At 57.1% G+C, this 22,433-nt stretch carries 13 protein-coding genes; 2 read left to right on the top strand and 11 right to left on the bottom strand.

All coding sequences use genetic code 11. The annotated features are described in order from the left end of the window. Nucleotides 1–130 precede the first annotated feature (130 nt). From ACFSR7_RS29920 to ACFSR7_RS29875, 10 genes are all read right to left on the bottom strand, one after another. Complete coding sequence (locus tag ACFSR7_RS29920) at nucleotides 131–1,129, bottom strand: DUF1835 domain-containing protein (RefSeq protein ID WP_378167974.1); 999 nt, start codon at nucleotides 1,127–1,129, stop codon at nucleotides 131–133. A gap of 53 nt (nucleotides 1,130–1,182) precedes the next feature. After that, nucleotides 1,183–3,657, bottom strand: coding sequence for a carbohydrate-binding protein (locus ACFSR7_RS29915; RefSeq protein WP_378167972.1), 2,475 nt, complete (start codon nucleotides 3,655–3,657; stop codon nucleotides 1,183–1,185). A 516-nt stretch (nucleotides 3,658–4,173) separates the two neighbouring features. Continuing rightward, nucleotides 4,174–6,234: a hypothetical protein gene (locus ACFSR7_RS29910; protein WP_378167970.1), complete on the bottom strand. Its 2,061-nt coding sequence runs from the start codon at nucleotides 6,232–6,234 to the stop codon at nucleotides 4,174–4,176. 85 nt (nucleotides 6,235–6,319) lie between these two features. Beyond that, nucleotides 6,320–7,936: an extracellular solute-binding protein gene (locus ACFSR7_RS29905; protein WP_378167968.1), complete on the bottom strand. Its 1,617-nt coding sequence runs from the start codon at nucleotides 7,934–7,936 to the stop codon at nucleotides 6,320–6,322. 144 nt (nucleotides 7,937–8,080) lie between these two features. Next, on the bottom strand, nucleotides 8,081–8,968 hold the full coding sequence (locus tag ACFSR7_RS29900; protein ID WP_378167966.1) for a carbohydrate ABC transporter permease: 888 nt from the start codon (nucleotides 8,966–8,968) through the stop codon (nucleotides 8,081–8,083). Nucleotides 8,969–8,999: 31 nt separating this feature from the next. Next, complete coding sequence (locus ACFSR7_RS29895; protein WP_378167963.1) at nucleotides 9,000–9,956, bottom strand: ABC transporter permease; 957 nt, start codon at nucleotides 9,954–9,956, stop codon at nucleotides 9,000–9,002. A 24-nt stretch (nucleotides 9,957–9,980) separates the two neighbouring features. Further along, on the bottom strand, nucleotides 9,981–10,970 hold the full coding sequence (locus ACFSR7_RS29890; protein ID WP_378167961.1) for a zinc-dependent alcohol dehydrogenase: 990 nt from the start codon (nucleotides 10,968–10,970) through the stop codon (nucleotides 9,981–9,983). Between the two features lie 476 nt (nucleotides 10,971–11,446). After that, nucleotides 11,447–12,829, bottom strand: a complete 1,383-nt coding sequence (locus ACFSR7_RS29885) for an extracellular solute-binding protein (protein ID WP_378167959.1) — start codon at nucleotides 12,827–12,829, stop codon at nucleotides 11,447–11,449. Between the two features lie 168 nt (nucleotides 12,830–12,997). After that, a complete protein-coding gene (cysI, locus tag ACFSR7_RS29880) occupies nucleotides 12,998–14,716 on the bottom strand; it encodes an assimilatory sulfite reductase (NADPH) hemoprotein subunit (RefSeq protein ID WP_378167957.1) in 1,719 nt (572 codons plus the stop codon). 29 nt (nucleotides 14,717–14,745) lie between these two features. Beyond that, complete coding sequence (locus tag ACFSR7_RS29875) at nucleotides 14,746–16,578, bottom strand: assimilatory sulfite reductase (NADPH) flavoprotein subunit (RefSeq protein ID WP_378167955.1); 1,833 nt, start codon at nucleotides 16,576–16,578, stop codon at nucleotides 14,746–14,748. Between the two features lie 270 nt (nucleotides 16,579–16,848). Here ACFSR7_RS29875 and ACFSR7_RS29870 point away from each other — a divergent pair, with 270 nt between their 5' ends. Both ACFSR7_RS29870 and ACFSR7_RS29865 read left to right on the top strand, forming a co-directional pair. Beyond that, nucleotides 16,849–17,163, top strand: a complete 315-nt coding sequence (locus tag ACFSR7_RS29870; protein ID WP_378167953.1) for an ArsR/SmtB family transcription factor — start codon at nucleotides 16,849–16,851, stop codon at nucleotides 17,161–17,163. Nucleotides 17,164–17,176: 13 nt separating this feature from the next. Further along, nucleotides 17,177–18,469, top strand: a complete 1,293-nt coding sequence (locus tag ACFSR7_RS29865; RefSeq protein WP_378167951.1) for an arsenic transporter — start codon at nucleotides 17,177–17,179, stop codon at nucleotides 18,467–18,469. Nucleotides 18,470–18,564: 95 nt separating this feature from the next. On the opposite strand, the gene ACFSR7_RS29860 is transcribed toward ACFSR7_RS29865, so the two are convergent. After that, the gene (locus tag ACFSR7_RS29860; RefSeq protein ID WP_378167949.1) at nucleotides 18,565–22,341 is read right to left on the bottom strand and encodes a cadherin-like beta sandwich domain-containing protein; all 3,777 of its coding nucleotides are present in this window, start codon (nucleotides 22,339–22,341) and stop codon (nucleotides 18,565–18,567) included. Nucleotides 22,342–22,433: the final 92 nt, after the last annotated feature.

Here is a 22,433-nt window from a genome sequence, read left to right as displayed (position 1 = left end):
CTGAAGCCCGGGTTGAGATACTCCAGCTTGGCGTAGATTTCTCCGTCCAACGCCCCGGTCAGACGCGATAGCCTTACAATAGGCGTTTGGCCGATCGCCTCGTATACTTGGTTCAGGATCTTTCCGCGCCCTACTTCAAATCGATCAGACGTTTGGCCGCAGAATCCCATCGCCAGTCCAATGCGCCGTGCAGATGCAAGCCGCCGTACCATTCGTCGATTCCTTTTCGCAGCAACCAATCCGCATCCCCGGCCATAACCGCTTCCCCCAGATCCGTCCATTCAAGCCGGCAGTCTGTCCTGAAGGGTAGCGCCAGCTCGAACGAATCGGCAAGAACAGGTTTGCCCAGGAGTGAGATGAGCGCATTCGGCCGTTCCAGCATGTTGGTTAGCCTGTACCGGAATTCTAAGTCTCCCATACCGAGCGCATGCAGCCGATTGCCGAATGCTTCGAACAGCTGCAGCGGCGTACGGGCGCCCTCCCGAATCAAGCTCATGATGGTCTGCTCCACGATGCCAAGTCCGTTCGCTGCGGAGGGCAGCCTTGAAAGATGCATGTCGAAAGCGTCATGAGCGAACGGAAGCGCCGACATATCCGCTTCGAGACATGCGGCGTGGCGCTTGATATCGGATGACGCATACACTTCCCAGATGCCGGCCCCGGTATCCAGCTCCCTTTGTCCGATCCGACGCCACGTGCCCCTCAAATCGAGCAGTTGCTCCGTCGACAGCTGTCCCAGACCTTTGAATGGATCCATGCCTGGATAATCGCCGATGCAGAGTAAATTAAGCGCGGCGTCCATTTTCGGCTGCTGTGCGAACCCATGCAGCAAGCGGCTCAGCATAAGCTGGTCGAACAAATCGTGCTCGAACCACAGCACGATTTCGTCATATTGGCGGCAGTTCAACAATTGGCTTTCTTGCGACCCGCAGGTCTGTTCATATAGCTCCGCCGCGATGCCCAGCGTCCGCTCCAAATATCGCGCTCGGATCGATCGCTGCTCAAGCCCGTTCATCTCAGCGAAAACAGGACCTACGGGATACACCTCTCTCCACACCAGGATGTCTCCGCGAATATCTCCTTGTCTCAGCTTGTTGCCGACGTGGTCTCCGTTAACGATATGGAGCAAGCCTACCTCTTCCCTTCCATCGGTTGGTCCTTTAAATGTAAGGGAAAAGGCAGCTAGGCGTAAAGCTTGAAATAATCGATATTGCCGATTTCATCGCCGGCGGTATTTTCAAACGTCAGGTAAAGGTTCTGAATGCCTGCGGTCGGCGCGATGGCGATCTGCGACGTTTTCCAGGTTTGCAGCCCGCCCGTAGAGACGATGTTCAGCGTGCCGATGACGTCGCCGCCAGGGCCGCCGAGCCTGACCCGCACCGTTCCCGATTTGTCCGATGCCACCTTAAATTCGATATTTTTCATACCGGTTAGATCCACGCTGGCATACGCCGTCCAATCCCCGGGTTTCAGAGATCCGACGTATTGCCCGCCGCTCGTGTTGGAAGCGGTGACTGCGCCCATTTGCTGGCTGTATTTCTCGGCTTCGATCACGACAGACGCAGGCGCCGATACAGCCGGCGAAGCAGTACCTGCATGTATGCTCTCCAGTCTCGCGTGAACGTCCTTCATGATATTTACCATTTCCGTATAAGGCTGATCTTGCTGATTTACGAGGCCGGTATTGTAGCTCTCGCCGTCAGGCCGTCCCGTCACGGGCTGATCGTAATACGAATACCAGCCGGATCCGACGAACAGCGAATTCGCGGCTTCGCTTTCGAGGAATTTCTTGAATGCCGTGCCTCTGTCGGCGATGCTGTCGGTTTTCGTCGGCGCGCTGATATAGGACAGTCCCCGGGTCGAAGTTCCGAAGGAATACTCCTGGTTAATCAGCGGCTTGTCGAAGGCCTTATATCTGGCGATCCAATCGGCGTTTTGCGTATAGCTGTCTACGGAAAACGCATCAACGTAAGCCATGCCTGCCTGATCCCAATCCAGGCTCGTGCGCCACGTAGGAACGACGGAGCTGCCGAGAAACAAATGGTTCGTATCGTATTTCTTGATGATGTTGCGAATCGTAGAATAGTAAGTTCTGGACGCCAGCCGGATATATTCGGATACGTCGATGGCCGGTACCTTGGCGATATCGATTGCGGTGTCCTTCAATGCGGCGAAAGAAGCAGCGGTCGTTCCTAGCAGACGATTGACGGCTGCCAGATCGTTGTTGTACCTGGCCGCCATAAAATCGACGAATGCGCTTTTGGCCGGAGAGCTCGCGTTATATAGCAAGATTTGCTTGACGATCTCGCTATCCCATCCGGCTTCGTTGTCATACGTATAACCGATGAGCCACGGACTGCTTTTCGCGGATTGAAGCTGCGTCTTAAGTGCGCTATCGATAATACCTTCGCTCTGCGGGTCGAAAACGTCGTAGGTCCACGAAATTCTTCTCAAGTTCGAAGGATCCTGCAGCACTTGTACGTACGGGAAGGTTACGCTTTTCGGTTTGGTCCATTTGGCAAAAGCGTTAAAACCCCAATCGATCAACCTTTTCTTGGTCATATCCTCCCAATTCGCCTCGTAGTTGGTTCCGTACTTCTTCATGACATTGGCGACGACGAAGCTCACGTACTGGCCGTTGGCATCGTTAGTATAAGCCGCGGAGTAGGCGGTCTTGTCCGGAAGTTCGTCAAATATGGCCCTCGGCGTCCCATCCGTCTTGTTGACCGGCGTCTTGTAGCCGGCTTCCCACAGGCTTGCCGCATCGACGCCCTTCATCATGAACGGATAGCCTTCCGGCGTGACGAACCACCACTTGCCGTCTATTTTTTGCAACCGGAAAAATCCGGTCGCGGTGTACTTGCCGAGGCTCTTGATCCCGCCGTAAGCGTCATACTTGGAAAGGTTCAAAGAAGTCGTTGCCAGCTGTGCCGCCTCAATCGCATATTCTAGCTGCAACTGCACATCGTAGTCGACTTTGCCCGGCCATGTCTCGCTCATCCATTGACCGTATTTGTCGACCATCAACGCATCCTTGGACAGCTCCGCTTTGATCTCCGATGCGGTAAGCGCGGATGAGGAAGCTTTGCCGGCATCGCCGGTGCCCTTGTAAAATTCAACTTCAGTAAGCGGGATGTGTTGATAGGCTTGCGTCCGGCGGATTTCCAGGATGACGTATCTGGCCATGGCATTGTCCATCGGTACGGATACCGTATAGTTTAAATCCGTCCCCGTTCTGACGTGTCTGGCGGCGATATAATAGCCGAGCTTCGCTTCCGGGCGATATTTAACGGTAATATCTTTAAAGCCCCAATAAATATTTTGGGAATTCATGATGATTCGAATTTGATCCAGTGGGTAATCCTTTAAAAGGTCAAAAACGACTCTTACCGTGAGCGATGCAGTCGCGCTTCCCATCCAGCCGGCATAGGTGCTTAAACCGTCCAGAAGCACGCCGTTGGCGGATGAAATCAAGCCGCTTGTTACGCGATCGGGCGAGCTGCCCGCGTCAGGCATAGGGCTGTAAAAGTAATTACCGGTTTTGAGCGGTACATTTTCCTCGGCAGCGAAGCTGGCAGGCGTAACGGCCGAGGCGGATACAATCGCCGATAATATAAACAATACCAACCTTAATTTCCATTTATATGATTTTATCATCATAAACCTCCTTTGTTATCCTATATATCGGAAATATTTTCATCTTCTTTTATCACTAAAATATGGATTTAATAGTAGGATTGGACACGGCTATTAACCAAATTACATAAAAAAACCGCTAGGGGATAAGGAAAACCACCCTAGTGGTCTTTTAGACATGGAAAATATTCAAAACTTGATTCCAAAGTACCGCTTTTCGTAGACGCTTCGCACAGCCGTTCCGGCTGGTTGGCAAATCGGCGCCCGCATTGTTCTCTCACTGCGTAATGCCACGTAATGCCTGCAAATATACAGTTATTTTCCCGATTTCACCTTCTTTGACAGAATAGATGCAAAAGCGCAGTTATTTTCCTCTGTCAGCTAGATTTTCAGCATGTCCTTAGAATTTAACTGTACATTTGCAGGTATTTCATCATGTCTCAATGGTCGGCGGAAAAAAGATGTACAAATGCAGTTCTTAAGATCCCAAAACAGCCAAAGCGCTCCGGATCAACGGCACTTCCAGATGTTGATTATTCAAACGCGGGCAGGCAATATTAAGTTGCCTTCCCGATGTCTGATCGACGCGGATTCGGGCGGCAGCGCGCTGCAATCAACGCCGCGCTCGACGTTCGAAGCGTATAGCATGCAGCTATCCGCGCCGAACGCTCCCTCGGATACCGCAAAACGCCCGCCTTCGAAAGAGGAACCCGTCACGAAGCATTCATGTACCGCTCCGCTGTCCTCGATGGATAAATGCGCCGTCGTCCGGTCGGCTGCCACGCTGTTCGCGCCGTCGAATCTCCAGCTTGCCGCGCTCGCGCCCGCCTCCCTGCTTCTGCTGAAAAAAGCTTTCTCGCCATTGCTCCCCTTGATGGTCGCGCCCCAGCCAACTTCCAGCCGCACCGCGCCGCCGATCAACCGGAAGCCCGAATTCCGGATCTCCCCGCCGCGGAAGACCAGCTCGGAGCCTGCGAATTGCATCGGAAGCGCATCCGGACTTGCCCCGTCCAAGCGACAATCCTGAAACCGGACGCTTCCCGATCCCGCGAACGCGTTGCCATCCGCCGCCGTGAAGCGGCATTCCCGGAATGTCAGCTCAGAGACGACCTCCTCGTGGGAAACGCGACGTCCAGCCGTCAGCGCGAAAGCGCAATTTTCCACGACGACCGGCCGGCTTGATCGCGCGGACGCCTGTTTGAATTTCACCATCTTTTCCGCCGTGCAGTTTTTCATCTGCACCCCGTCCGCATTCAACCAAAAGGAGCCCGTATTTGCCGCGTTCTCGCATCCTGTCCGCGCAAACACGTGAACGTCCTCCAGCGTCAGATCCGTCACCTTGCGAAATGCCAAAAACCAAGAGGCGACATGCTGCTTGACCGTGATCCGCTTCGCGCTCTCTCCCCAGGTCGGTCCGCTATTCGCAAACGACATGAGTCCGGAATTGCCGACATAGGTAAGGTCGTGCTCGTACTGTCCGTGTGTCACGAACGCGCCGAGATCGTCCCCGTCCGCATGGCAATTTTCGACGTGGCAATAGGCGGAGCCGGTAAAGTCGTTCAAGTGCCTGCCATTGCTCGTCAGGCAGTCCCGCACATGGCCGTACAGGCAATAGATCTGCTGCGTCAAATAACCGGTGCCTCCGACGACGACTTCGGCCGGATTCAACAGCTGACAGCGCTCCGTCACGTAAAAGGTGTTGTAGCGACGCATGACGACCGGCCAGTACGTGCCGGTCGCGTCGATGCCGACCGCGTCGCATTCGATCGCGTATTCAAAGGCGAGCGGATGGGAGCCCGACGCCTCTGTCGTGCCTTTTGCGACGAACTTCATATTCCGCACGTTCGCCTGCACGACGGGCTTCACCCGGCGATACTCGATCGTGCGGCCCGCTTCCAGCGCCCATCCGTTCTTGTACTGCAGGCGCACATGCGTCTGATCAAGCACCTCCGTTACCTTGACCAGCTTTTCCAGCTCGCGCTCCGCACCGCCCGATCGCCTGTCGCATCGCACGATCCACCAATCGCCGACCGCGAACGCGCCGGCATCCGCCACTTCGAAGCGCTCTTCCAGCTCCGCGAGCGAATTCGACAGCGCGACGCGCTGGACGTCGCCCGTCTCCTCGCCTCGGAAGAAAAAGACCGCCGCGAACGGATCGTTCGGCGGCGCCGGCTCGATTCCCGCCGTCGTGACCGTAAAGCCGTTAAAGTCCAGATCGATGAAGCTGCGACCGATGCGGTGCCGCTGCGCGAAGTTCAGATCGCAGTTCGCTTCAATCCGGCGGATCGCGGGATCGGCCAGCATCGCTTCGAGCGCGGCATCCGCCGCCGTCTCGGGCCCGAATACACCAAAGTACCGAAATCTGCCGATGCCGCCATGAAGCACGACCCACCTCCCCTTCCCTCCGTCCGCCGGCGCATGAACGAAGCCTCCATCGTCCGCCGTTTCACAATCCGGCATCCACATTGCCGCCTTGGCTCCGCCGTCCCCGGCCGTCGTATACCCGCGTACCCAGATCGTCTCGCCGGATTGACGTCCGTCCGACGGGAGAAGCTTCAGCGCAGCCACGTTATCGGCTTCTCGTTGCCAACCGTCCATGAACGCTCCCCCTTCGCTTCGATGTTAAGCAAAAGCGGAGAGCCGCCGATGCCGACTCTCCGCCTTCCATGTCTGCCTTTGCCGATCAGTTGCCCGCGTTAAAGGAAACCGTCGTGCCGCGCGCCTCGGACACCTGCTGCGCGTAGTACTCGAAGATTTCCTTGCCCGCATACTTGGTCATCAGCTCTTGGCGGTAAGTCGGCCAGTTGTCCGCGGACTTGTCGTCATAGAGCACCTTGACTTGAAGCTCGTTCATGCGTTTGCGAAGCGCGGCCAGGTCCATGCCTTCCTTGACGACGAGGCTGGTGCCGACGGAGGGTACGAGCTTGTACGCGTTCATCGTCGCCAGAATTTCTTTGTCGCGATCGGTGATGTTGGGATCGGACACCTCGACGCCGAACGCCTCCGGTCCCGAGATCGGCGTGAACCATTGGTAGACGGACAAGAAGTTGCCTTTATCCGTGACGTTCGTCTTGAACGCATCCTGATTCAGCGTTATCTTGCTGCCGCTGCGGGTGAACTCCGTGCCCTCGCGTCCGTAGTGGGTCATGAGGAAGCCTTCTTCCCCGGCGAGCCAGTCGAGAATTTGCATCGACCGGTTAATTTCCTCGTCCGTCGACTTCGAGCTGAACAGGAACGGATTGCCCGGTACCGGCGTCAGGTACGTTCCCGTCTCGGCGAACGGATCGAACGCGACCCAGTTCGCGGTCTCGACCTTCGTAATTTCCTTCGTCTTCGCTTGCAGGCCTTCGGGGTTATTGTCGAAAGCCAGGTTTTTGCCGAAGCCGAGCACGATGCCTGCCTTTCCCTGCTCCGCCTTCTCGAGCTGCTGTCCGTTCTTGTTGAGCAGCCAGTCCTTGTCGACGACGCCAAGGTCCAGAAGCGCGCGGGTATCGGTCAGCACCTGCTGCATGCGGGGGTCCGTACGGGTGTCGATAAATTGGTCGCCTTCGACCATGAAATCGCCGAACAAGCCGTTTTTCACGTAGGTCGGAAATTCAAGCGACATGTTCGTTCCGTTGCCGTAGGCGGTGAAGCCGTAAGTATCGTTCTTTTTGTTGCCGTCAGGATCGCCTGTCGTGAAGGCCTTCATGACCTCCACCATTTCGTCGTACGATTTCGGTACGGACAAGCCAAGCTTATCGAGCCAATCTTTGCGGACGTAATAAGAGCGGTAGTAATTTTTTTCGTAAGGGACCGGCGCGCGCGCGAACTTGCCCTGCACTTGATACTTGGGCAGCTCTTCCTCGCTGACCCAATATTTGAAGTAATTCGGCATGTTGGCAGGCGTGACGAGTCCGGTCATCTCGCGGGCGATGCCGTCCTTGATGTACTGGTTGGAGGGAATGCCTTCGGCGAAGAAGACGTCGGGAATGTCGTTGGAGGCGACCAGCGAGTTGAATTTGTTCTGGAAGTCCGTGCCGAGCGGCATGTAATCGATCACGAGGTCGACGTTGAACTTCTCGTCGATGGCCTTCTTGACAAAGTCGGCGTCTCCCTTCGGGAGCTGGGCGTCCGCCGAAGCGATAACGTACCAGTTCAGCTTAAGCTTGGCCGCGGCCGGCGCGGACGACGAAGAGGAACCGGACGAGGCCGGGCTTGCGGACGACGATGAGGACGCGTCGTTGTCGTTGTTGCCGCAGGCGGATAGCAATAACGATGCGGCGGTAAGGCTTGCCATTATGGCGCTTGTACGTTTCATGTGCAATGACCTCCCTGGATTGGGTTGCATGACGAGCCTGTTTGCATGGAATGTGCTGATCGCTTTTTCATGCCTATCCGACAGTGAATCGCCGGCGCCGCGGCGCTTCGGCTGACGCATTCCCCCCTCGACGTGATCGACGGCTCAGCCTTTGACGGCGCCGAGCAGCATGCCTTTAATGAAGTACTTCTGGAGAAAGGGATATACGGCGATGATCGGCACGATCGCGACGACGACGGTCGCCATCTTGATCGATTCCGGCGGCAGCGAGCTGAGCTGGGATTGGGGCACGGACAGTTCCTGGCTGACGCTGGGCGTGATGATCATGTTGCGGAGGACGACCTGCAGGGGGTACAGATCCCGGTCGTTCAGGTACATGATGCCGCCGAAGTAAGCGTTCCAGTGGTTGACTCCGTAGAAAAGTCCGAGTGTCGCCATGATCGGCATCGACAGCGGCAGCACGATCCGGAGCAGCGTGCCGACGTCCGAGCAGCCATCCACCTTCGAGGCTTCTTCGATCTCCGACGGGAGCGATTCAAAATAGGTTTTCATCACCAGCAGGTTGAAGGTCGATACCATGCCGGGGATGATGAGCGCCCACAGTGTATTCATCAAGCCCGTCGCCTTGACCGTAAGAAACGTCGGGATGAGACCGCCCGAGAACAGCATCGTGAACACGATGCCCATGAGCACGGCGTTGCGTCCCGGCAAGTATTTTTTGGAGAGCGGATAGGCGAGCAGCGTCGTGACGATCAGGTTCAGCGCGGTTCCTGCCAGCGTGACGAAGATCGTCACGTTCAGCGCCTTCGGCACGACGCCGCTGTTAAAGATCGCTTTGTAGGCGTCCCACGTGAACGTCTTGGGAATCAAGAGGAAGCCGCCGTTGCGGAGCACTTCGGTATAAGGCGTAATCGAGACGACGGCGACGTAATAGAGCGGGAACAAGGTCGCCAGTCCGAATACGGAGAGAATGACGATGATCAACACGTCCACGATGCGGTCGGGAATCGACTTTTTGAAAATATAGGGCAATTGCGCCACCTCCGTTCGATGCTTGTTGGCCTCACCAGATGCCGGAGCCGCCGAATCGCTTCGCCAGCTTGTTCGCGCCCAGAACGAGCACGAAGCCGATCACCGACTTGAACACCCCGACCGCCGCTGGCACGCTGTAATTCATCTCCTCGATGCCGCGCCGGAAGATCCAGGTGTCGAGGATGTCGCCGACGTCGTAGACGCGAACGTTGAGGAAAATGTAGACTTGCTCGAAGCCCGCATCCAGGATGCCGCCGAGCCGGAGGATGACAAGCAGCATGAAGACGTCTCTGACGCCGGGCAGCGTCACGTGCCACAGCTGGCTCCATCGGTTGGCGCCGTCGATCGCGGCGGCTTCGTACTGCTCGTGGTTGATGTTCGCAAGCGCTGCCAAGTAGATGATGGCGCCATACCCCGTGCTTTTCCAAATATCCGTCATGACGAGCATCGGCCGGAACAGACCGGAGTTGGTCAGCGCGTCGATGTCGCCCCAGCCCATATCCCGGAAGAACGTCGTCACCAGACCCGAGCCCGGCGCGAAAAAGGAGAACATGATGCCGTAGACGATAATCCAGGACAGGAAGTGCGGCCCGTAGGTAAGCGTCTGGATCGTCTTTTTGAACCACCTGACCCGAATCTCGTTCAGCATGAGCGCCAGCAGCAGATCGGGCAGCATGCCGAACACGAGGCGGTACAAGCTGAGCAGGACGGTGTTTTTCATCAACTGCGGGAAGTCGGGCGATTCGAATACCGCCTTGAAGTTGTCCCACCCGACCCAGGCGCTGCCCGTTACGCCTTTCATCAGGTTGTAGTCCTGGAACGCCACGACCAATCCGAACATCGGCACATAATGATAGATGAGGTAGTAGAGTATGCCCGGTATCATAAAGACGTAAAGCCAGCGGTAGCGCCAGATCTTGCTTCGCAGCGAAGCTTTGTGGACGTATCCGCCCGATCTGTCGGCGGCTTGCGCGTTTGCTCTCGACATGCCGATCGCTCCTCTCCCTCCGCTCTAATCGAAGCGGACGACGATGCCCATTTTATTCTGCGGCGCCGAGGCGTACTGCCGGTACAGCTCGGGCAGCTCATGCATCGAGACCCGATCGGAGATCAGCGACCGGATATCGATGCGCTTCTCCTGGATCATTCTCAGGAAATCCTGCACGTTGCGTCCTTCGGTCCAGCGTACGTACCCGATCGGATAGTCGATACCGTGCTGTTCATAGTCGGGCTCGTAGCGACCGGGGCCTCCAGCGCGAGAGATGTGCACGCTCGCTTCCTTGGAAAACAGCAAGTCCCGGTCGAACGCGGTACCTGTGTCTCCGACGATGACGACCCGTCCGCGGTCCCGCAGCCATCGAATGGACTCGTCGATCAGGCTGGTCTGACGGTGGCTTGCGCAAACGAGCACCGCGTCCGCGCCGAAGGCGCCCGTCGTCTCTTGCAGCGCATCGGCGACCTGCTCGCCGTCCTTGCAGGCGTGCCGGATGCCCGAGGAGACAAGCATCGCTCTTCTCTCTTCGTAGGTCTCCAAGCCGATAACCCGATAATTGGAGGCATGCGCGATTCGTGCGATGATCTGTCCCAAAATACCTACGCCTACCACCAGCACCGTTTCTCCGAACTTCAGCTCGGCTTGGCGGAGCGCATGCACGGCGATCGCGCCGAGGCCGCTGAACGCCGCTTCCTCCGGCGAGACGCCGTCCGGCACGGGAACGGTCAGATGCTTGGGCGATAGCATCACTTCGCGATGCGCCGGACTGCCGTAACAGGCGACGCGCTGTCCGGGTACGACATGGGTAACGCCCTCCCCGGTCTCGAGGACAATGCCGGTCGCGCTGTAGCCCAGCGGCGCTCCGGGATTCGTCCTGATCATGAGCAGCTCGGTACCGATGCTGACGGACGAGTAATCGATCCTGACTTTGACATGCTGCGGTTTAATCTCGGGTTCCGGCAGATCGACAACTTCCGCTGTACCGTTTCGGCTCTTGATCGCTCGCATATGCGCCTCCTGGTTTATGCTTGATTTACATGTTAATCATTGTCAAACCTAAAATAATTACTTTGATGTATATCTGATGTACTGATTATACACAGCTAACAAAAAGACCGTCAACCCTAAATCGTCGATTGCTCAACTTTTATGAACCCTCCACATTTATCGCTCGAAGCCTTTGTCATGAATGCGGTAACATGCAGTTGTGCCAATCGTGTAATCGTTATCATAAAGAGATGGTTTTCCCACCCGAATATTCGAATCGCAACGACCTCCGTCCGCTGCTCCACCAGCCGCTTAGGATGATCCTTCGACTTTCATCAACGTACGAATAGCGCGAATTAACGGCTACGATAAATCAAAACAAACAAAAAAGCCGTCTCCATGCCATAGAAATGACATTAGAAACGGCTTCTGATGTATATTTCCGACCTTTTATCGGTGCGAATATTCGCCAGCTGATGTATTCGCTTCTCCGGGCTTTACCCCTTGCCGTACAGCTCCTCCAGCTTGAGGCGGAGTGTCTTTGCATCGATCATATCGGACCAATATTCCTTCAGCCACTTGGTGAATTGCTTGAGATCCTTGATCTGCAGCCCCAAATCCCGGTGGTATGAAAAGGACGGGAACATCTCGCGGAACATGGCATATCGCGAAGGCTGATGCCGGCCGTCCGCGACCGGCCGTTCCGCCGAGGCCTTGCGCGCAGGGATGCTTGCGGTTCGCTCGCGGATGACATTTTGCGCGTCTGCCGAAGCCAGGAAGTCGACGAATCGCCGCGCCGCCTCCTTCCATTTGGAGTGCCGGACGAGCGACATGCCGATGGAGAGCAGCAGCGTCCGCTGCGGATCGCCTCTCTGCAGGCTCGGCAGCGGACAAATATCGTACTCCAGCGGCAGATGCGCGAATTCGTTCAAGTTGAAGTACGTGCACAGAATGACCGACACCTGGCCTTCGGCAAATAGCTGCACGGTCTCGTCGTTGCCCTGCGCCCAATAATTCGGGAACACCTCCCGGTTGCCGATTAGCCCGTCCAGCGCTTGCAGCCCTTTTTGCATGTCATCGCTAAGCGCCCGTGCGTTTGCGCCGTTCGGGCGGCGATTCATGCCCTGCAGCAGAAAGGCTGGATAACGGTTTTCGGAGGCGGGCAAAAAATAAATGCCGTGGCGTCCCCGGGCCTTGGACAGCCGCGTCGACTCCCGCAATAGGTCGCTCCAGGTCCAATAACTGTCCGGCTCGTGGATGCCGGCTTCCCGGAAGTGCCGCTTGTTGTAGCAGAGGACGACCGGCGAGAACGAGATCGGCTTCGCGTAGCTGACGCCGTCCACAAAAAACGCCTCTTCGGCGATCGGATAAATGTCCGGGTCCGATTCCAGCTTTTCGAGAAGCGGTAACAGCCCTTCCTCGGTCCACTCCTGGAACTGCGGGCTGTTGAACGCGACGACGTCCAGCAGGCCGTTGTCGATCATCTCCTGCGCGGATTGGGCGTAGCTCAAATGATTGAGCGTAATCCTGCGGACATGGATGCCGGGGTTGCGACGGCCGAACTCCGCGATCAGCTCGTCGATCAGAAAGTCGGTGGTAAGCGAGATCGGACAACCGAAATTGAGCGTGATCGACGCCTTCGGACGCGGCGTCACCATGCTGCCGACCCGGTCGATCTTCTGGATGAGACCTTCCTCCACCAATTGATCGAGTCCCTTGCGGATAGACTTGTTGCTGAGCTGATACTGCTTGGCGAGCGCGCTCTCGGCAGGCAGGTACGTGCCTTCCTGCCGGATGCCGTTTATAATATCCGTGCGGAGGACATTCACGAAGTAATCGAGCCGTTCCTGGAAAGAGGGGCGATCTGATTTATAACTCATGTATAATTCACCTGTCTCTCTCATCTTGAACATCAGATATATTCTCAGCCATTTCATAGAAAAAGTCAACGCGGCAGGCCATAAAAAAAGACCCGACGGGAGGATCGCTAATAGCGATCTGTTCCCCTCGAGTCTTAAACTTGCAAGTCCTCATTGCCCGTATTGCTGTTATTCGTGGAAATTCGTGCCGTCGGTCGTCGCCGCGATGACGCCTGAACGAATGACGAAGTCGCCGAAATGCTCCCCGCTCGTTCTTTCCTTGGCGTACCGCGGAAGCAAGGTACCCAGCTCGCGCAAGATTTCTTCCTCGCCGATGTTTTCCCGGTACATCTTGCTCAGACGGCTGCCGTCGAATGCGGCGCCCAGGTACATGTTGTACTTGCCCGGCGCCTTGCCGATGAATCCGATCTCGGAGAGCGCGTGACGCGCGCAGCCGTTCGGGCAACCGGTCATGCGAATCGTGATCTCCTCGTTGCGCAGACCGTTCTCGTCGAGAATGCCGTCGATCTTGTCGATCAGCACCGGCAGATACCGCTCCGCTTCGGCCATGGCCAATCCGCAGGTCGGAAGCGCGACGCAGGCCATCGAGCTCCGCCGCAGCCCGGAATACTGCTGGACGTCGATCAGGCCGTAGCGTCCGAGCAGCTCGGTAATCTCTTCTTTTTTCTGCGGCGTGACGTCGGCGATAATGAGGTTCTGGTTAGCGGTCAGGCGGATGTCGCCGGTGTGCACCTTGGCGATCTCGCGTAATCCCGTCATCAATTCGAACCCTTCAAAATCCGCGATCCGGCCGCCCTGGATGAACATCGTAAAATGCCACTTGTCCCCTACGCCCTGCACCCAGCCGTAGCGGTCGCCGTTGTCGTTGAAGTGATAGGGCTTGGCCGCTTCGAGGGACCAGCCGAGGCGGCTATGCAGCTCGTCCTTGACGTTGTCCAGACCGAGGCGGTCCACGGTATATTTAAAGCGCGCGTTTTTGCGCTGCGACCGGTTGCCGTAGTCGCGCTGGATCGTGATGATCTTCTCCGCGACGTCGTAGATCTGCTCCGGCCTGCAGTAGCCGATGACCTTAGCGACCTGCGGATAAGTCTCCTTGTCGCCGTGCGCCATGCCCATGCCGCCGCCGATCGCGACGTTAAAGCCTGCGAGCTTGCCGTCCTCCACGATCGCGATGAAGCCCAGGTCCTGGGAAAAGACGTCGATATCGTTGGACGGCGGAACGGCGATGCCGATCTTGAACTTGCGCGGCAGATAGAGCGGTCCGTACATCGGCTCGTACTCTTCCTGCTCGGGCGTCGAGGCGACCATCTCCTCGTCCAGCCACAGCTCGTGATACGCTCTCGTCCGCGGCAGCAGGTCGTTGCTGAGCCGCTTGGACCATTCGTATACCTCGGCGTGTATGTCCGATTGATAAGGGTTCGGGTTGCACATGACGTTGCGGTTGACGTCGCCGCAAGCGGCGATCGTATCGAGGAGCGACTGATGAATCTCCTGGATCGTCTTCTTCATGTTCCACTTGAGGATACCGTGCATCTGGAACGTCTGGCGGGTCGTGAGCTTCAAGGTGCCGTTGCCGTACTTGCGGGCGAGCTCGTCCATGACAAGCCATTGGCCCGGCTGGGCGACGCCGCCCGGCATGCGGACGCGCAGCATGAACTGATAAGCGGGCTCCAGCTTCTGCTTTTGACGCTCGTTGCGAAGATCCCTGTCGTCCTGCAGGTAGCTGCCGTGGAATTTCATGAGCCGATTGTCATCGTCCGAAATGCCGGAGCTGATCGGCTCCAGCATCGAAGCGGCAAGCGTACCGCGCAAATAATTGCTCTCTTGTTTAATGCGCTCGACGTCGCTGGGATTGCCTCCCGGCGCGCTTAATTTCTCTTTTGCCATGCTGAACGGTACTCCCCTCTATCTCGCGATCAATATACGTCCCGTTGGTAACGGTGGCTTTTTTTCATCTCGGTCAGGTATGCTTCGGCTTCCTCGAGGCTCTTGCCGCCTTCTGCGGATATAATCTCCGCCAGCGTCTGATGAACGTCCTTCGCCATGTTTTTCATATCGCCGCACACGTAGAAGACGGCGCCCTTGTCCAGCCACTCATACAGCTCCTTGGCATGCTGGCGCATGCGATGCTGCACGTAGACCTTCTCGTCCGTGTCGCGCGAGAATGCGACGTCCATGCGCGTCAGCACGCCGTCCTTGATCCAGCGCTGCCATTCGGTCTGATACAGGAAATCGGTCACGAAGTGCTGGTCGCCGAAGAACAGCCACGAAGGACCCGTCGCTCCCGTCTCCTCGCGCTCCTGCATAAAGGAGCGGAACGGCGCGATGCCCGTGCCGGGTCCCACCATGATGATCGGCGTGCCTGGATCTTCGGGCAGCTTGAAGTGATTGTTGGGCTGCACATAGACCGAGATCTTGTCCCCGGCTTCGAGACGTTCGGCAGTCTGCGTGGAGCAGACGCCCTTGCGGGCCCGCCCGAACGCATCGTAGCGGACCGCGCCGATCGTCAGATGCACCTCGTCCGGATTCGCGGTCTGCGAACTCGCGATCGAGTACAGCCGTACCGGAATCTTGCGAAGATGCGACACCGCGTCCTGCGCGCTGCCTTGCAGCGGGCCGTAGTCGCGGACGAAGTCCAGCAGATCGCGTCCCTTGACGTAGGCCTTGACGGCTGCCTCGTTCCCCGCTGCCGTAAGTTGGGCCAGGTCCGGATTCGTCGCCAGCGGGGCAAGCTTCTCAAGCAGCGCCTTCGTCAGGACGGTGATCTCAAGGTTTTCGATCAGGGCGTCGCGAAGCGGGCGCTTGTCGCCTTGTTTGCCTACGACCACTTCGGCCTGCGGATCCCACTTCGTCTCCGCGAGCAGCAGATCGACGAGCTCCGGATCGTTGTGCGGGTATATCCCCAGCGCGTCCCCGGCTTTGTAGACAAGGCCGGAGCCTTCGAGAGAAAGCTCGAGATGGCGGGTTTCTTTGTTCGAGCCGCGACCGTTCAGGTTAATGTTTGCGAGCACTTCGGCCTCAAACGGGTTCGTTCTGGAATAGGCTGACTCGGCCGCCGGCGCACTTGGCGTCTCGGCTGCAGGAGCTGCAACGGGCGCTGCTGCCGTGCCTGCGCCTCCCTGCGCTTCCGTCAGGCGCGTCAATACCCCTTCGAGCCACCCCTTTGTCGGCTCCTCGAAGTCGACGTCGCAGTCGACGCGATCGTGAATTCGCGTGGCGCCGAGCGCTTCAAGACGCGCATCGAACTCCTTGCCCGTCTGGCAATATTGCTCGTACGAGCTGTCGCCAAGCGACAGCACCGAGAACTTCACGCCTTCGAGGCGAGGCGCGCGCTTGCTATGCAAAAATTCGTGGAAGGAAATCGCATTGTCCGGCGGCTCGCCTTCGCCGTGCGTGCTGACGACGACGAGAAGCTGCTCCACTTTTTTAAGTTGATTCGTCTTAAAATCGTTCATCGAGGACAAGGTGACCCGGAATCCCTTTTCCTCGAGCATTTTAGCCGCTTTTTTGGAGATGCCATAGCCGTTGCCGCTCTGCGAGCCGTATAAAATCGTAATTTCCTTGCTCGCGGGAGCCGCGGCCGGCGAAGCCGCCGGAGCGGCTGCGGAAGGCGACGCCTGCGCCGAAGCGGATGCGATCAGATATCCGCTGAGCCAATTTTTTTGCGCGTCGGTCAGTCCCGGCAGCAGCTTATTCAGAAGATCGGCCTGCTCCTGGCTGAACGGACTGTTGGTTGCCTGCAATTGCAACGTTCTCCACCTCACGATAGTTCGAATGACGAGTGACGGCTCCGGACGCGCCGAAGCCGCGCCGCGCGATTCATGATCCTTTTGAAAACTATACCACATGTAAAGCGCCATGAGGATAGATGCGAATATAAGGATTTTTGATAGCCGTTATAAAATCCGGAGGCATACTTTCGAATCCTAAATATAATTGTTTACTTATATAATTGATCGAATATATAATGACTGGGGATAAGCGAAGCTCGAATGCTCATGGGAAAGGAGGAAATGCCGATGGCGTCAATCGAGGAAATGTCCGATACGTTCAAGCTGCTCTCTGACAAGAGCCGCCTTACCATACTCGCGCTGCTCAAGCACAAGGAAATGTGCGTCTGCGATCTTGTCGAGATTCTCGCCACAACGCAGCCGAACGTAAGCCAGCACCTAAAAAAATTAAAAAGCGGCGGCCTGGTCCGCGAAACACGCAAAAGCCAATGGATATATTATGCGCTGGATATCGAAAACAAGCCCTATTTAAACCCGATCATCGAGCAGTTGCCCTCCATGCAAATGCAGATCGAAGCCGCAAAACCGCAAGCCTGTACATAATCGAGGAGGATTTATGCTGGCGCTCGCATTTATCGTTTTTTTAATCACGCTCGTGTTCGTAATTTGGCAGCCAAGGGGGCTCGGCATCGGCTGGTCCGCATGCGGCGGCGCGCTCATCGCGCTGGCGTGCGGCGTCGTCGACTTCGGCGACGTTGGAGACGTGACGCGCATCGTCTGGAACGCAACGCTGACTTTTGTCGCGATCATCCTCATCTCGCTCGTGCTCGACGAGATCGGCTTCTTCGAATGGGCCGCGCTCCATGTGGCGAGAGCCGCAAAAGGAAACGGCAATGTCATGTTCGTATACGTCGTCCTGCTCGGCGCCGCGGTATCCGTCTTTTTCGCGAACGACGGCGCCGCGCTCATCTTAACGCCCATCGTCCTCGCTATGGTAAGAGCGCTCAAGTTCGACGAGCGCATGATTCTTCCCTTCGTTATGGCAAGCGGATTTATTTCCGATACGGCTTCTCTCCCGCTTGTTATCAGCAATCTGGTTAACATCGTATCCTCCGATTACTTCGGCATCGGATTCGCGGAATACGCGGGACGAATGATTGTGCCTACGCTTTTCTCCGTCGGCGGAAGCTTGCTGGTTCTCTACTTATACTATAGAAGGGGAATTCCTAAAACCTACGATTCGATCCAGGCGCGGCCGCCCGTTGACGCCATCAAGGATATGCGACTGTTCAAAATTTCATGGATCGTCCTGTCCGTCCTTCTTATCGTATATTTACTCAGCGAATACATCGCCGTACCCGTGTCGGCCATCGCCGGAGCCGCCGCCATTATATTCTTGCTCCTGGCCAGACAGAGCCCGGAGATTCATACCGCCAAGCTCGTTAAAGGCGCGCCGTGGGCCATCGTCTTTTTCTCCGTCGGCATGTACGTCGTCGTGTACGGCCTTCGCAACGTCGGTCTGACGGACGAGCTGGGAGACGTATTCGCGTGGGTCGGCGAGCAGGGCTTGTTCGCGGCCGCGGTCGGCGCCGGCTTTATCGCCGCCATCCTCTCCTCCGTCATGAACAACCTCCCGACGGTCATGATCAATGCGCTCGCCATTCAGGAGGCGCATGCAACCGGCATCGTCCGCGAAGCGCTCATTTACGCCAACGTCATCGGGTCGGATCTCGGTCCGAAGATTACGCCGATCGGATCGCTCGCTACGCTGCTCTGGCTTCACGTGCTGTCCGGCAAAGGCGTAAAAATCACGAGGGGCGCCTACTTTAAAACCGGCATCATCCTTACCGTTCCCGTCTTGTTCATCACCCTCTGTGGCCTGTATCTCTGGCTTAAAATAATCGGTTAGCAAAGTTTTTTGTTCCAAAGAGGAGGAGGCCGGCGACAAAAAGCCGCTCCTCCTTTTTTTCATGGCAGGAGCGGCTTGTTATGGAATTCGGTCGGTTATGGCGTGATTTGGATTTCGTAAACGAGCGGCGGTCTTCCGTACTTGTTGACCAGGACGTAAGCGCGGGCACTGCCGACCTCCAGCGGGATGCGATAAATTCCCGACCCTTGCGCGGTGGCGTTCACCCATTCCCAGATGCCGCCTGGCTTCATCAGATAAACGCCGCCGATATAGGTGTCTGAGAGTTCGGCAACCGGCGCCAGCATGACTGCCGTCGATTCGGCCGGCGCCTGGCTTAGCCAGCGCGTGGATCGAGATACGTCCCGTGTAAACGCGACCGGCGTCCCGCTTGAGGCGGCCGTCCCAGTCAAGCTAAGCGAGTACCCGCTTGGCTCGTCGTCGCCCCGGTAAATATCGATATTGTACGCGTCGACGATATTGCCGATCCCGAGCCGGCTCACGCTCACGGTGACACGGTTCCAGCCTTCGGACAGCCCGGCGAGGTAGCCGCTGCCGTCATCGACGATCGGAATGCCGCCCGATTCGACTTGGATCGTGCTGTAGGGTTCCGCGGCTTCGAGCTGCAGACGAATCTGAGCGGTACCGGCAGGCACCGAAGCGATATAGGCGTTCATTCCGGCCATGAACACCGGAACCGTCGCGCCGTCCGAGATCGCACGCGGCGTGTACATAGACAAGGAATTGATATACAGCTTGATTTGAACGATATAACTAGTAGTCGCTCCCCCGCCGTTATTCCACGTGTATTCGATTTGTATCCGATTTTCGCCGTATCTGAGATTCGTCAGCGCTGCGGAGCCGGCGGCTGCGAGCAGGTCGACGTTGCGGGTCGTGCCCTGCAAATCGCTATAACTCAAATTCGCCGCCTGGACATAGCTGTCCAAATGGTAGGTCAAATCGATCGCGTCCGGCATAACGTCGATATACTTGGCAAAGACGAACGTATGGGACCCCTGCGGAGATTCGCCCATGTAAAACGGTTCCAACGGTATGCCGTTGTTTGCCAGGCTCCATTGATCCAGTCCGGCCAGCGTCGGAGCCGGTTGCTTGACGAGTATGGACACGGTAGCAGGCTTGGAAATGTCCGTACCGTTGGAAACCGTATAATCGAAGGTAACAAGCCCCTGCGAATCGGCCGCTGCCTGATACTGAAACGTCCCGTCCGGATTCAGCGTCAGCGAGCCGAACGCCGGCCCGCTTCCCGGTAACAGGGCGTAGGAGAGCGGCAAGCCGGCAGGATCGCTGCCTTCCATTTGATGGTTCAAAGTTTGTCCGGCAAGGTTATCCCAGCTGGCGGCGCCGGCCATGATTACCTTTTTGACGGTCCAGCTGTATGTGTTCGATGCTGTTTGATCCGCGGAGCGCAGGCGAAATTCGATCGTTGTGTCGCCGCTCGCGCTTAACGGGATCGTATATCTGCCGTTCGTGTCGGGCAACACATTTTGATTGGTGTCCATCCGATAAACGGACAAGTAGCGCCAATAAGGATCGTTATCCGGAAACGAAATCGTGAACGTAACGCTGGATTGCGCGACGGCGACTTCCGAGTTCATGCGCAGATTGGAATCCGGCGTCAGGAACATGCCGGGCGAGCCGTTTTCGATCAACCGGACGCCGCCCAGCGCCGCACTGCCTCCGCTGCCCAACGGAATCCGGTCGAGGGCGAGCGTATAGTCGGCGGTCGTTCCGCTTTCGGAGCGAATGGTCACGTGCAGCTCGGAAACATCGGAAGTCAGCGATATCGGCGCCCCGTCCCCGAAATGGTAGGACGTGCCATTGAGTATAAGCGTGGAACTGCTGTCGCCGGGCCAGAAATAGAGCAGACCTTCCGTCAACGCGGCGGGCACGGTCGCCTTAAACTTGCCGTCCTGTTCAAGGAATGCGCCGAAGTTGCGTTGTCCGTCCGCGCTTTTGATCGACAGGCTCGACAGATTCGTATTAAGTGACAGCCGCTTCGCGTTTAGCGTATAGGTTTTGGTCTTGCCGCCTGCTTTGGCCGCAATGGCAATCGTGTTGTTGCCGGTCTGGAGCGGCAAGCTGAAGCGCCAGGAGACATCCGTCACGTTCGTCGTCAACGTGCCGACAAGCGCAGGCATTGACGCTACGGCTGTCCCGTTCACCAGGATGTCCGGGGCTTCCGCCGCCTTTAGTGTCATTTCCAATGAAGCAATATCGCCGGGCACGCTGAACGGCGTCGACAGGCTGCCGCTTGCGAAGTCGATCTGGAGACTGCTTGAGCCGACGGCAATATCCGCTACGCCAAGAAGCTCCCTCGTAATCGAAACGCTATAGTGGCGCGTAAGCGATCGGTCCGGCGACACCACTTGAACATCGACGGCATTCGCGCCGTAGTCCAACGCCACGGTTCTGCCCCCGCTTGTGAGCGGTTGCCCGTTTACGTCGATCGTCGCGGCCGAATCAAGCGCGACAGGCCTAATATCTACGCTTGTTAGGCTGCCGTTTACGGTGGCCGTGTAGTTCGGCTGATTTTGCGAGAAGGCCGGGTTAAGCGTGACGCCGGGTATTGCCAAGGAAGCGAGCCTCGCCTCGGATGAAGAGAGCGTCGGCGTCGCAACCGGTGCCGCAGCCGGCACGCCGGAAGAGGTCTGATTCGACGTCTTGTCCGTCAAAAACTGCTGTTTTTGAGACTCGTTCAATTGCGACAGCAGTGCAGCCTCTGCCCTGGCCTGGGCTTCCGTTGCCGCTTGCTTGTTGGCGGCCGTCTGAGCCTGCTTCGCTTGCTCGATCGTCAGCAGTCGATCTGCGAGCCGATCTTGAAGCGCCTTAAGCTGCGCTGCGTCTGCCGCTGTCTGCTTTTTGACAGCTTCGGCTTCCTGCTGCTTGGCGGCTTCCTGCTTTTGTTTGTCCGTTTCCGTCAGCTGCAATTCCGTCTTGTCGAGATTAAACGTCGTCCGCCCTTCCAGCTCGATCTGCCTCAGCTGCGCGAGGTCGAGTTTTTTCTGCTCGATCGCCTGCTTCGCGAAGATGCCGGACAGGTCCAGCGTATTTTGCCTGAATCGCGCCAGATCCTCGGCTGTCGTTCCAAGCGGGGACGGCAGCTTGTCCTGCGAAAACCGGGCAGCCATCTCCCGATTTTCATCGTCGATTTTTTGCTTGCTTCGAAGGAGCGAGGCGACGACGGCCGGCGACATTCCCTTCACAAGCTCGCCGATGTTCATGGGCATGACCTGATCCGGTACGGCCGGGCCGCCGTCCGGACGCGCCGTGATCTCCTGCGTCGGATACAGGCTTAGCGACATGTTTCCTGCGGCCGTTTTTCCTGTTTTCGCGAATTGAACGACGCCGGACAATACCGCCGTCGTCGTCGATCCCGACGCGGGATTCACGGCCGCATAAAAAGCCGTGCCACGCACGCCCATTACCGCCGTTGGCGTCTCCAGACGGAAGTCGTCCTCCTTGCTCTTGATCGACTTCACGTCCACCCAGGCCGCTCCCCTAAGCATGCTCACTTTGGTGACCGTTCCCTTTTTGTCCGACAGCTTCGAAAAGGCGAGCGTCGCATTTTCGCCTACGCTGAGCAGGTCGTCCTCGGACGTCCCGTTGGCGAATTGCAGCTCGGCAGTCCCATCGCTCCCGGTCATGAGCTTATCCCCCTGGTTCAGGCTCAGCTTCGCAAACGCCTTGAACGTCTTGGCGCCGCCCGCTTTCTGCACCTGCACGTCGCCGCCAAGCGATCGGATCACCGCTATGCGCGACGATGCGGCAGCGGCCCCGGACCCGCAGAGCGTTACCGTTACGGGCACCCCGATCAGCAAAAATACGAGCGCAAAAATCCCCCAGCTGCGAATCATGGCTACACTCCTTTTAGATAAGAAAAAACGGTTGGATTCCATTCATAAACCAATGAAAATCTTGTCATAATTACTCGATTATAATCGAAAAA

The sequence above is a fragment of the Cohnella sp. GCM10020058 genome (assembly GCF_042683485.1).
Lineage (GTDB): Bacteria > Bacillota > Bacilli > Paenibacillales > Paenibacillaceae > Cohnella.
The sequence above is the reverse complement of the archived record's forward strand: the minus strand, read 5'-3'. Positions and strand labels throughout refer to the sequence as shown.